This window comes from Actinoplanes italicus, from assembly GCF_003001815.1.
GTDB lineage: Bacteria > Actinomycetota > Actinomycetes > Mycobacteriales > Micromonosporaceae > Actinoplanes > Actinoplanes italicus.
Genome location: NZ_PVMZ01000001.1, coordinates 793825 through 805686, shown reverse-complemented (window position 1 = coordinate 805686; position 11862 = coordinate 793825). Strand labels below are relative to the sequence as shown.

Below are 11862 nucleotides of genomic sequence, written 5' to 3'. Positions count from 1 at the left end.
AACGCCCGGTTACATTCCGAACCCGGTAGCTAAGCCCTCCAGCGCCGATGGTACTGCACTCGGGAGGGTGTGGGAGAGTAGGACGCCGCCGGACTCAACGTTATGAAAGGCCCACCCCACACGGGGTGGGCCTTTCTCTATTTGGTGATCTTCTTGCGCCTGAGAAATTCCGCGCCCGAAAAGGCCGGCGGCCGCAACCGGGGTTACCAACCGGGACGGCCGCTGTCGTCGAGTTCTGTGCCGTGACGGGGGCGTGCAGAGGACTGGACGGCAGCGGCACATCCGGGGAGCCGGTATGCTGGTGCCGGGCCGTGACTGGCGCGTTCGGATGGGCTGACCATCGTGGAGCGGCCCCGTCGAGACGACGACCTGCCGTGCGCCTGGGCCTCTTCGCTACGTGATAGGGAGGTCCCATGTCAGAGTTGAACGCCGAGTCCATCGCTTTCCGCTCCGCCCTCGAGGTGGTTCGGTCCGTCGAGCCGCGCATCGCCGACGCGATCGCGCAGGAGCTGGCCGACCAGCGTGAGTCGCTGAAGCTGATCGCGAGTGAGAACTACGCTTCCCCGGCGGTCCTGCTCGCCATGGGTAACTGGCTCTCCGACAAGTATGCGGAGGGCACTGTCGGCCGCCGGTTCTACGCCGGCTGCCAGAACGTCGACACCGTCGAGTCGGTGGCCGCTGAGCACGCCAAGGCGCTGTTCAACGCGCCTTACGCTTATGTCCAGCCGCACTCCGGCATCGACGCCAACCTCGTCGCCTACTGGGCCATCCTGGCTGACCGGGTCGAGGTGCCGTATCTGAAGAAGTTCGAGAAGCGGCAGATCAACGACCTCACCGACGCCGAGTGGGCCGAGCTGCGCCAGGCCTTCGGCAACCAGCGGCTGCTCGGCATGTCTCTGGACGCCGGCGGTCACCTCACCCACGGCTTCCGCCCGAACATCTCCGGCAAGATGTTCGACCAGCGCAGCTACGGTGTGGACCCGGCCACCGGTCAGATCGACTACGCGGCCCTGCGGGAGAGCGCCAAGGAGTTCAAGCCCGCGGTGATCGTGGGCGGCTATTCGGCGTACCCCCGGAAGGTGAACTTCGCGAAGATGCGCGAGATCGCCGACGAGGTGGGTGCCACCTTCATGGTCGACATGGCGCACTTCGCCGGTCTGGTCGCGGGTGGGGTGTTCACCGGCGACTACAACCCGATTCCGCACGCGCACATCGTGACCACCACCACCCACAAGAGCCTGCGCGGCCCGCGCGGTGGTGCCGTGCTCTGCCAGCCGGAGCTCGCGTCCCAGGTGGATCGTGGCTGCCCGATGGTGCTCGGTGGCCCGTTGCCGCACGTGATGGCGGCCAAGGCGATCGCGTTCGCGGAGGCCCGCCGGCCGGAGTTCGCGTCCTACGCGCAGCAGATCGTCACTAACAGCCAGGCGCTGGCCGAGGGCCTACTCAGGCGGGGCGTGCAGCTCGTCTCCGGCGGCACCGACAACCACCTGGTGCTGCTCGACGTGCACCCGTTCGGTATCACCGGTCGGCAGGCCGAGCAGGCTCTGCTCGACAGCGGCATTGTGACGAACCGTAACGCGATCCCGAACGACCCGAACGGTGCCTGGTACACCTCCGGCATCCGCGTCGGCACCCCGGCTCTGACCAGCCGTGGCCTCGGTGTCGGCGAGATGGACCAGATCGCCGAGCTGATCCACACCGTTCTGGCGAACACCAGTCCGGCCGAGGGTTCGAAGGCGAAGTTCAACCTTGACCCGGCGCTCGCCGACCGGATCAGCAAGCAGGCTTCTGAGCTGCTCGCTCCGTTCCCGCTCTACCCGTCGGTCAGCCTGGCCTGACCCGCCGCAGCACCCGGCTGGCTCTTGCCGCTGTCTCAGCGTGTTGAGACAGCGGTAAGACACAGCTGGAAGAAACGACGAACCCGCCGCTCGACCGTCAGTCGGTCACGGCGGGTTCGTGCTTTCCGGGAATTCCTCAGGGCGCGAGCCGGGGCGGGACATCAGAGGAGTTCGGGAGCAGCGGGCCGGGGCGGGGCCGGCGAGGTAGCGCTTCGGGGAGTGCGCCGGTCAGGGCCAGCACGAGGAAACGCAGCAGGCAGCAGTGGTATTCACGGTCGTGGCCGGGTCGGGAGAGCAGCAGGTTCCAGCTGTTCACCTGCTCTTGCGGGTCGTTCTCCCATGGGCGGTTCGACTGCGTGAGCCAGGAGATCGTGGTGCCGTCGTCGGTGGTGGCCGCCGTCAGGCGTTCCGGCCAGACGAGCCGGCCGACGTCGGGGGTGGGGAGCAGCTGATCCGGGGCGGCCAGGTCCAGGTAGCCGCCCAGCGGGCCGGGGCCATACGTGTCGACGAGCCAGCGATAGTCGGTGGGCAGCAGCCGCGTGATCGTGGTCCAGTCGACTGCGGGTGGGTGGGCCGGGGGCGCGACGAGGGCGGTGAGACGGCCCTCGAGGTCCGCGCCCCAGGCGAAGTGGGCTTCGACGATGAGGGGCAGGTCGGAGTCCTGCTGGACGTCGGCCAGGGCGAGGACCCAGTGCCCGGCCCGGAACAGGTACGGGTCGAAGTGCCAGCCCTCGAGCGGGTCGATGTCGAACGGGCCCGCCGGTGGGAGGTCGAGTTCGTCGGCGATGCTGTCGGCGAGCGCTTCGGCGTCGGCGTACAGCTGGGCGCTGATCGTTTCGTGGTCGCTGTCCGCGTACTCCTCGCGGTCCAGGTCCTGGGGGTCGCCGAAGTCGCGGATGTCGACGATGATCTCCGCGCCACCGTGATGCGACCGGGTGTAGGCGAGCATCTCGTCGAGCTGGAAGACGCGGTGGTCCCGGCGCGTCGACGGCTCCCAGCCCGCGGCGATCAGCACGCCTTCGAGCTCGTCGTCCGCCGGGACGTCGACGATGCGGGACAGGCGGTGCGCGAGGTCGGTGAGACGGCCGCTGATCGAGGTCACCGGACGATCATGGCGTACGGGAGGGCTCGGCGGAGACCGCGGCGTTCGGTTGGCCGAGCACGCCAGATCGTACGCCGGAGATTTGGAGAGCGTTTTCCCAGAATCCCCTGCGGGCGTCGCAGGTGGGCGGAAACGGTCATGCCGTGCGTGGTGGCAGCCGGTGGAGGGTCACGTCGTGCAGGGCTCCGGCGGTGATGTCGGCGCTCATCCAGGTGTGGTCGGGCTGGCGCCTCCGGTCGGTGGGTGAGCCTGGATTGAGCAGCCGCAAACCGGTCGGCGCGGTGGTGTCCCACGGGATGTGGGAGTGGCCGAAGACCAGTACGTCGGTGTCGGGGAACATGGCCGCGCACCGCTTCTCCCTACCGGTGGCCTGGCCGGTCTCGTGGATCACGGCGAGCCGGACCCCGTCGAGGGTGGCGTGGGCGATCTCCGGCAGACGAGCCCGCAACGCCGGGCCGTCGTTGTTGCCGTAGCAGGCGATCAGGCGGGCCGCCCTGGTCTCGAGCCGGTTCAGCAGGCCGATGTCGACCCAGTCGCCGGCGTGGATGACCACGTCCGCCGTCTCGATCGCCGCCCACAGGGTGGCGGGAAGATCGCGGGCGCGTTTGGGGATGTGCGTGTCGCTGATCATGACGAGCCGCATGCAATCGATCCTAATTGTCCGGTGGGTGTTCGCCTGGGTGTTCTTGCGGGCGATGCCGGAACCGGTTTCAGAAAAGGGTTATGAAGGCTGAGGAATGTCGGTCCCGAAGTGTTCTAGCTGCCGAAACCTTGCAGAAGGTGGGGTTCGGGGGAGAAAGCGGCGTGCGGTTCCGGAACCTCGCAACATTCTGGACATAGATCGGTGACAACTCTTAGCGTCGGGAACGGGTGAGCGCTCTCCCAAGATCATGTTTCCCTCCCCGTCCCACTAGGAGTTCCCCATGAGACGCTCCCGCTGGCGGAGCGGCGTGATAGGCGGCGTCGTCGCCGTCCTCGCCGCCGGCCACGTCGCTGTCACGTCGACCGGCGCCTCGGCCGCCGAAGTACTGCTGTCGCAGGGCAAGCCCGCGACCGCCTCCTCGACCGAGGCCGCCGGGGCATACGCCGCCGCCGAGGCGGTCGACGGCAACCCCGGCACCCGGTGGTCCTCGGCCTTCTCCGACCCGCAGTGGCTGCAGGTGGACCTGGGCAGTTCGCAGGCGATCAGCCGGGTCGAACTGAACTGGGAGACCGCTGCCGCCAAGGCGTTCCAGATCCAGATCTCCGACAACGCGTCCAGCTGGAACACGGTGTACTCGACGACCACGTCGGCGGGTGGGAACCAGTCGCTGACGGTCAGCGGCACCGGCCGGTACGTGCGGATGTACGGCACCCAGCGAACGACCGGCTACGGCTATTCGCTGTTCGAGTTCAAGGTCTACGGCGAGTCCGGCGGCCCGAGCATTCCGGGTGGCGGCAGCCTGGGCGCGAACGTGGTCGTCTTCGACCCGTCGATGTCGTCGGCCAGCATTCAGGCCCGTGCCGACCAGATCTTCGCGGAGCAGGAGACGGCGCAGTTCGGCACCGGGCGCTACGTCCTGGCGTTCCGGCCCGGCACCTACAACAACCTGAACATCCAGGTCGGCTTCTACACCTCGGTGGTCGGTCTCGGCCAGAACCCGCAGGACGTGCGGATCAACGGTGACATCACGGTCGACGCCGGCTGGTTCCAGGGCAACGCCACCCAGAACTTCTGGCGGTCCACCGAGAACCTCTCCGTGTACCCGGTGAACGGCACCAACCGCTGGGCGGTCTCGCAGGCAGCGCCGTTCCGGCGGATGGACATCCACGGCAACCTGAACCTGGCGCCGAACGGATACGGCTGGGCCTCCGGCGGTTACGTCGCCGACTCGCGGATCAGCGGCTCGCTGGGCCAGTACTCGCAGCAGCAGTGGCTCACCCGCAACAGCACGATCGCCTCGAACACCAACGCGGTGTGGAACCAGGCGTTCGTCGGGGTCCAGGGTGCGCCGTCGGGTGCGGGTTTCCCGAATCCGCCTTACACCAACATCCCGAACACCCCGGTCGTACGGGAGAAGCCGTACCTGTACCACACCGGTTCCGACTACGCGGTCTTCGTGCCGAGCCTGCGCACCGACAGCACCGGCATCAGCTGGGCGAACGGCAACACGCCCGGCACGAGCATCCCGCTGAGCCAGTTCTTCGTGGCGAAGCCGGGCGACAGCGCGGCGACGATCAACGCGGCCCTCGCCTCGGGCCTCAACCTGATCTTCCAGCCGGGCATCTACCGGATCAACCAGACGATCAACGTGAACCGGGCGAACACCGTGGTTCTCGGACTCGGCTACGCGACGGTCATCCCGGAGAACGGTGTCACCGCGATGCAGGTGGCCGATGTGGACGGTGTGAAGGTCGCCGGCATCCTCTTCGACGCGGGTACGACCCTCTCGCCGAACCTGCTGGTGATGGGCCAGCCCGGCTCCTCGGCGAACCACGCCGCGAACCCGTCGTCGGTGCAGGACGTGTTCCTGCGGGTCGGTGGTTACATCGCCGGCAAGGCCACCAACAGCCTGCTCGTGAACAGCAACAACGTGATCATCGACCACATCTGGGCCTGGCGCGCCGACCACGGCAACGCGGGCACGTACAACTGGGACACGGCGATCGGCGACCACGGTCTGATCGTCAACGGCAATGACGTCACGGCGTACGGCCTGTTCGTCGAGCATTACCAGAAGTACCAGGTGATCTGGAACGGCAACGGCGGCCGGACGTACTTCTTCCAGAACGAGATGCCGTACGACCCGCCGACCCAGGCGGCGTGGCGGACCGGAGCCGAGGGGTACGCCGCGTACAAGGTGGCCGACTCGGTGAACACGCACGAGGCGTGGGCGATGGGCAGCTACTGCTACTTCAACGTCAATCCGTCGATCCACGCGGACCGGGGCTTCGAGGTACCGGTCAAGTCCGGCGTCCGCCTCCACAACCTGCTGACCGTCTCGCTCGGCGGCAACGGCGTGATCGACAACGTCGTCAACACCACGGGCGGCCCGGCGCAGGGAACCGCGACCGTTCCGTCCTATGTCGTCAACTTCCCCTGACCGAGGCCTTCTCCGGTTGACAGCCCGATGACCTGAGCGTCTACTCCAAGACAACGGTTCCTCTCGATGTATTGGAGGAGGAATGCGCAGGTTCGTCGTGGCCGCGAGTGGTCTGATACTGGTCCTCGCCGGTGCCGCGTGCAATCGCGGCACCGGCGAGCCCGTTGTAGGCCTGATCACCAAGACCGATACCAACCCCTTTTTCGTGACCATGAAGAAGGGGGCACAGAGTTCGGCCGGCACCGCCGGTGTCGACCTGCAGACGTTCGCCGGGCGGGTGGACGGCGACAACGAGGCGCAGGTGCTCGCCATCGAGAACCTGATCTCGTTCGGCGCCAAGGGGTTCCTGATCACCCCGAACGACTCGAAGGCGATCGTGCCCGCCATCGACCGGGCGCACGAGGCCGGGATGCTGGTCATCGCGCTCGACACCCCGGTCGAGCCGGCCGACGCGGCCGACGCGACCTTCGCCACCGACAACTACGAGGCCGGGCGCCTGATCGGGCAGTGGGCCAAGGCGAAGTTCGAGACCGAGGGCAAGGACGCGCGGATAGCGATGCTCGATCTCAACGCCAATCAGGTCAGCGTGGACGTACAGCGTGATCAGGGTTTTCTTGAGGGTTTCGGGGTTGATGTCGCCGACAAGGGGCGCATCGGCGATGAGAACGATCCGCGAATCGCGGGGCACGACGTCACCGATGGCAACGAGGAGGGCGGTCGCACCGCGATGGAGAACCTGCTCCAGAAAGACCCTTCGATAAATCTGGTCTACACGATCAACGAACCCGCGGCGGCCGGGGCGTACGAGGCGATCAAGGCGGCCGGCCGGGAGCGCGAGGTCACCATCGTCTCGGTCGACGGCGGTTGTCCGGGCGTAGACAACGTGGCCGGCGGAGTCATCGGTGCCACCTCGATGCAGTTCCCGATCAAGATGGCCGAGCTGGGTGTCGCGGCGATCGCGGAGTACGCGAAGACCGGCGCCAAGCCGCAGAACACCGCCGGTAAGGACTTCGTCGACACCGGCGTGCAACTGATCACCGACCAACCGCAGGCCGGCGTGGAGGCGAAGGACTCCGCGTGGGGCAAGCAGAACTGCTGGGGGTGACTGCGATGTCGACCACCGCCGCTGACTTCGAGACGCGACGCCACGACTCGTTCGGCCTGCGTGTTCAGCACCTGTTGCACGGCAACCCGGTCCTCGGGCCGCTCGCCGTGCTCCTCGTGGCGATCGTGGCGTTCTCGATCGTCAACCCCCGCTTCTTCTCGGCGGCGAACCTGTCACTGGTGTTGTTGCAGGTCACCGTCATCGCGACACTCGCACTCGGGCAGACACTCATCATCCTGACCGCAGGGATCGATCTGTCCGCCGGCGCGATCGCGGTGTTCTCCTCGATCCTGATGGCGCTCTTCGCCACCGATGCGGGGGTGCCGGCGCCGCTCGCGCTGCTGCTCGGCTTCGCCTGCGGTACGGCGATGGGCGCGCTGAACGGGTTCCTGGTGACCCGGATCAAGCTGCCGCCGTTCATCGTCACGCTCGGGACCCTGACGATCTTCTTCTCGCTGAACGCGGTGGTCAGCAACAGCGAGACGGTCCGCGGCGCGGACATGCCGGGGCTGATGACGTGGACCGGGGAGGCGATCCCGATCGGGGACTTCCGGCTCAGCTACGGGTCGATCATCATGCTGCTGCTGTTCGGGTTCTTCGCGTACGCGCTGAGCTGGACGGCCTGGGGCAAGCACGTCTACGCGACCGGGGACGACCCGGAGGCGGCCCGGCTCGCGGGCATCCGGACCGGCCGGGTGCTGTTCTCGGTCTACACCACGGCGGGTCTGCTCTACGCGGTCGCCGGGTGGATCCTGATCGGCCGGCTCGCCTCGGCCAGCCCGAACGTCGGCACCGAGTACAACCTCGACTCGATCACCGCGGTCGTGCTGGGTGGCACCAGCCTCTTCGGTGGTCGCGGCGGGGTGATCGGCACCCTGATCGGCGCGCTGATCGTCGGGGTCTTCCGCAACGGCCTGCAACTGGCCGGCGTCGAGGTGGTCTGGCAGGGCTTCGCGATCGGCCTCCTGGTTCTGATCGCGGTGTCGATCGACCAGTGGATCAGGAAGGTCAAATCGTGACGACACCGGTTCTTCAGGCAAAGGGCCTCACCAAGCGGTACGGACGGGTCGTCGCGATCGACGGCAGCGACCTCGAACTGCTCCCCGGCGAGATCCTCGCGGTGATCGGCGACAACGGTGCCGGCAAGTCCAGCCTGATCAAGGCGCTGTCCGGTGCGCTCGTCCCGGACAGCGGCGAGATCCTGCTCGACGGCGAGCCGGTTCACTTCCGCAACCCGATGGAGGCCCGGACCGCCGGGATCGAGACCGTCTACCAGACGCTCGCCGTGGCACCGGGCCTGGACATCGCCGACAACCTGTTCCTCGGCCGGGAGCAGCGACGGCCCGGACCGCTCGGGTCGGTCCTGCGGATGCTGGACCGCAAGAAGATGCGGGCGGAGGCCACTCGGCACATGAGCGAGCTGGGCGTGGCCACCCTGCAGAACATCGGCCAGGCGGTCGAGTCGCTCTCCGGCGGTCAGCGCCAGGCCGTCGCGGTGGCCCGGTCGGCCGCCTTCGGGAGCAAGGTGGTGATCCTCGACGAGCCGACCGCCGCGCTCGGGGTCAAGGAGGGTAACCGGGTGCTCCAGCTGATCCGCGACGTCCGCGATCGTGGCCTGCCGGTCATCCTGATCAGCCACAACATGCCGCACGTCTTCGAGATCGCGGACCGGATCCACATCCAGCGGCTGGGCCGCCGGATCGCGGTGATCACGCCGGGTTCGCACTCGATGTCGGACGCGGTCGCCATCATGACAGGTGCCATGCCGCCGCCGGACTGAATTCCTCAACCCTCCACGGCCTGCGACCGATCAGGCCCACATGTGGAAACGCCGGGTACGGCCGCGAGTGCGGAGTACCTCCCGCCTGTTCGCGACCTTCGCGGTGGCGAGTCTCGTGCCCGTGGTGGCCCTGGGCGCGCTCGTGCTTCAGGACTACACCCGGGACGCGGCCGAGCAGGGTCGTGCCCAGGGCCTCGCGCAGGCCGACGTCATCACACAGATGGTCGTCGCACCGGCACTGAACAGTGGCGACACGCCCACGCTGGGCGGCGACGACCTGAGCCGCCGGGGTCTGACCGCCGACCAGCACGACCGGATGCGCGAGGCCACCCGGCTGGCCGTGTTCAACGGGTCGGTCCAGCACCTGCGCCTGCGCGGCTTCAGCGGCCGGGTGATCTTCTCCGACGACGGGTCGAGCAGCAGCGGCGTACCCGTCTCGGACCCCGACTTCCAGGCCGCCTCGAACGGTGAGCCACGCGCCCGGGTGATCATGGGCCGGACCAGGACGATCCGCGTGATGCAGCCGATGTTCGCCGGTGCGACCGGCCAGTCGGTCGGCGTGGTCGAGGTCTACCTGCCGTACCAGGAGATCGCCGACCGGCTGGAGCAGCAGGTGTCGCACACCTTCTGGCGCATCGGCGGCGGTCTCGCCGTGCTGTACGTGTTGCTGGCGCTGCTGGCCTGGCTGACCACCCGCTCGTTGCGCCGGTACGCGGCCGACCAGCGGTACAACGCCCTGCACGACGCCCTGACCGGCCTGCCGAACCGCACCGCGTTCCGCACCTGGGTCGAGGAGCGGCTGGACCGTGCCACCCGCGACGGTGGTCACGGGGCCATGGTGCTGGTCGACCTCAACCGGTTCAAGGAGGTCAACGACACGCTCGGCCACCACGCCGGTGACGAGTTGCTGCGCGAGGTGTCGGTCCGGTTCCGGGACTCGCTCGGCCCGGACGACATCCTGGCCCGGCTGGGCGGTGACGAGTTCGCGCTGCTGCTTCCCGGCCGGGACCGCACCGACGCTGTGGCCCTGCTGGAGCAGGCCCGGGCCCGGCTCACCGAGGAGATGGTGCTGGACGGCGTGCCACTCAGCATCGAGGCCAGTTTCGGCATCGCGCTCTACCCGGAGCACGGCCACCACATGGAGGAGCTGAAGCAGCGTGCCGACGCCGCGATGTACCAGGGCAAGCGCGGCACCATGGACATCGTCGTCTACTCGGGCGAGCAGGCCGCGCAGCCGCACCAGTGGCTGGTCGTACAGGCTGAGCTGCGGCACGCCCTGGAGCGCGACGAACTGATCCTGCACTATCAGCCCAAGGTGGGGGTCAGCGACGGTACGGTCCGCGCGGTCGAGGCGCTGGTCCGCTGGCAGCACCCGGAGCGCGGACTGGTGCCGCCGGGTGACTTCCTGCCTGCCGCCGAGCACTCCGGCCTGATCGTCCCGCTCACCGAGTGGGTGCTGCGCCGGGCCCTGACCGACCAGCTCGGCTGGACCGCCGCCGGGAAACGGTGGGTCGTCTCAGTCAACGTGTCGGCCCGCAACCTGGAGGTGCCCGGCTTCCCGGGCCTGGTCGCCGGCCTGCTGGCCGAGCACCGTACGGCACCGCACTGGCTGATGCTGGAGGTGACCGAGACGGCTCTGGCCGGTGACACGGACACCGTGCAGCGGGCCATCGCGGAACTGTCGGCGCTCGGTGTCGGCATCTCGGTCGACGACTTCGGCGCCGGTTATACCAGTCTCTCCCACCTGCGCGGGATGCCGGTCGCGGAGATCAAGATCGATCGGGCGTTCGTCAAGGACGTGGCGCACGATCCGCAGAGCCGGGCCATCGTCCGCTCGGTGATCGAGCTGGCGCACGGCCTGGGCAGCCGCGTCACCGCCGAGGGCGTGGAGACGGCCGAGGTGTACCGCTGGCTCATCGAGGCCGGCTGCGACGAGGCACAGGGCTATCTGATCGGGCGTCCGGTCCCGTGGCCGCAGGTGGAACCGGATTTCTCCCTACCCGTGATCGACTACTCAGAAGGGTTCGTCCGATGAGGCTTATTCGCCGCGGCATCGCCGTCCTCGGTATCACCGCCGTCCTCGCGACGGGCGGCTGTTCCACCGCCGCATTGACCACCGAGGCCGGTCAGTTGGACGAGGTCGCCGCCGTCACCAGGGACGAGGCGCTGCACGCGCTGCTGCCCGACGACGTCAAGGCCCGTGGCTTCATCCGACTGGTGACCGACGCCAGCTACGCGCCGATGGAGTACTTCGCCGCGGACGGGCGCACGATCATCGGCTTCGAGCCGGATCTCGCGGCCGCGATCGGTCAGGTCCTCGGCATCCGGGTCGAGATGGTGGTGGGCGCGTTCAGCACGGCCGTGGACGAGGTCAACGCCGGCACGTACGACGGGGTGCTCTCCTCGATGACCGACACCGCCGAGCGGCGCAAGAAGGTCGACTTCGTCAACTACTTCTACACCGGTACGTCGATCCTGGTGCAGCGCGGCAACCCGCACGGCATCGCCGATCTCCAGGACATCTGCGGCCAGGCCGCCGCCACCGAGAAGGGCACTTACCACGAGGGGATGCTGGTCCGGCTCCGCAAGGAGTGCGGCTCCCGGAAGCTGACCATCCACAGCCTGCCGACCAACGCCGACGCCATGGTCGAGCTGCGGTCCGGCCGGGTCGCCGCGGTGCTCCAGGACTACCCGCCCGCCGCCTTCGTCACCACCGACCAGCGGACCAGCGCCTTCTTCCAGCTCGCCTCGGACCATCAGTACGAGCCCGGGCACTTCGGCATCGCCGTGGACCGGGACAACGACGACCTGCGGGACTGCCTGCGCGACGCCCTGCAGCGGCTGATCGACTCCGGCGTCTACAACGACCTGCTGGCCCGCTGGGAGCTGTCGGCGAGCGGGGTGAAGGCCGCGACCATCAACGCGGGATAGAAGGCGGTATCTTTACTACACAC

At 68.1% G+C, this 11862-nt stretch carries 9 protein-coding genes, 1 rRNA gene and 1 riboswitch; of the genes, 8 read left to right on the top strand and 2 right to left on the bottom strand.

Going from position 1 to position 11862, the window contains the following annotated elements:
- Together rrf and CLV67_RS03865 are read left to right on the top strand one after the other, a co-directional pair.
- Window positions 1-94 (top strand): 5S ribosomal RNA (gene rrf, locus CLV67_RS03870); the annotation flags it as partial.
- Between the two features lie 207 nt (window positions 95-301).
- Window positions 302-393: riboswitch (ZMP/ZTP riboswitch) on the top strand.
- Window positions 394-413: 20 nt separating this feature from the next.
- Window positions 414-1838: a glycine hydroxymethyltransferase gene (locus CLV67_RS03865; RefSeq protein ID WP_106315680.1), complete on the top strand. Its 1425-nt coding sequence runs from the start codon at window positions 414-416 to the stop codon at window positions 1836-1838.
- 136 nt (window positions 1839-1974) lie between these two features.
- Here CLV67_RS03865 and CLV67_RS03860 read toward each other — a convergent pair whose 3' ends face one another.
- Window positions 1975-2940, bottom strand: a complete 966-nt coding sequence (locus tag CLV67_RS03860; RefSeq protein WP_106315679.1) for a hypothetical protein — start codon at window positions 2938-2940, stop codon at window positions 1975-1977.
- Window positions 2941-3076: 136 nt separating this feature from the next.
- Window positions 3077-3583 carry a metallophosphoesterase family protein gene (locus CLV67_RS03855; protein ID WP_106315678.1) on the bottom strand — a complete coding sequence of 169 codons (507 nt, stop codon included), beginning with the start codon at window positions 3581-3583 and terminating at the stop codon, window positions 3077-3079.
- A 280-nt stretch (window positions 3584-3863) separates the two neighbouring features.
- Between CLV67_RS03855 and CLV67_RS03850 the strand changes: the two genes are divergently transcribed.
- The 6 genes from CLV67_RS03850 (at window position 3864) to CLV67_RS03825 (ending at window position 11839) form a co-directional block, all read left to right on the top strand.
- Complete coding sequence (locus tag CLV67_RS03850) at window positions 3864-6023, top strand: discoidin domain-containing protein (protein WP_106315677.1); 2160 nt, start codon at window positions 3864-3866, stop codon at window positions 6021-6023.
- 82 nt (window positions 6024-6105) lie between these two features.
- A complete protein-coding gene (locus CLV67_RS03845; RefSeq protein ID WP_106315676.1) occupies window positions 6106-7128 on the top strand; it encodes a substrate-binding domain-containing protein in 1023 nt (340 codons plus the stop codon).
- Between the two features lie 5 nt (window positions 7129-7133).
- The gene (locus CLV67_RS03840) at window positions 7134-8147 is read left to right on the top strand and encodes an ABC transporter permease (protein WP_106315675.1); all 1014 of its coding nucleotides are present in this window, start codon (window positions 7134-7136) and stop codon (window positions 8145-8147) included.
- On the top strand, window positions 8144-8908 hold the full coding sequence (locus tag CLV67_RS03835; RefSeq protein WP_106315674.1) for an ATP-binding cassette domain-containing protein: 765 nt from the start codon (window positions 8144-8146) through the stop codon (window positions 8906-8908). The genes CLV67_RS03840 and CLV67_RS03835 overlap by 4 nt, the downstream gene beginning before the upstream one ends.
- 67 nt (window positions 8909-8975) lie before the next feature.
- The gene (locus CLV67_RS03830; RefSeq protein WP_239166653.1) at window positions 8976-10943 is read left to right on the top strand and encodes a putative bifunctional diguanylate cyclase/phosphodiesterase; all 1968 of its coding nucleotides are present in this window, start codon (window positions 8976-8978) and stop codon (window positions 10941-10943) included.
- Window positions 10940-11839, top strand: coding sequence for an ABC transporter substrate-binding protein (locus CLV67_RS03825; RefSeq protein ID WP_106315672.1), 900 nt, complete (start codon window positions 10940-10942; stop codon window positions 11837-11839). The genes CLV67_RS03830 and CLV67_RS03825 overlap by 4 nt, the downstream gene beginning before the upstream one ends.
- The last annotated feature ends 23 nt before the right edge of the window (window positions 11840-11862 follow it).

Bases quoted from the DNA above. Each gene is read 5' to 3' on its own strand.
- CLV67_RS03865 (WP_106315680.1), top strand. From the start codon at position 414: ATGTCAGAGTTGAACGCCGAGTCCATCGCTTTCCGCTCCGCCCTCGAG.
- CLV67_RS03855 (WP_106315678.1), bottom strand. From the start codon at position 3,583: ATGCGGCTCGTCATGATCAGCGACACGCACATCCCCAAACGCGCCCGC.
- CLV67_RS03850 (WP_106315677.1), top strand. From the start codon at position 3,864: ATGAGACGCTCCCGCTGGCGGAGCGGCGTGATAGGCGGCGTCGTCGCC.
- CLV67_RS03845 (WP_106315676.1), top strand. From the start codon at position 6,106: ATGCGCAGGTTCGTCGTGGCCGCGAGTGGTCTGATACTGGTCCTCGCC.
- CLV67_RS03840 (WP_106315675.1), top strand. From the start codon at position 7,134: ATGTCGACCACCGCCGCTGACTTCGAGACGCGACGCCACGACTCGTTC.
- CLV67_RS03825 (WP_106315672.1), top strand. From the start codon at position 10,940: ATGAGGCTTATTCGCCGCGGCATCGCCGTCCTCGGTATCACCGCCGTC.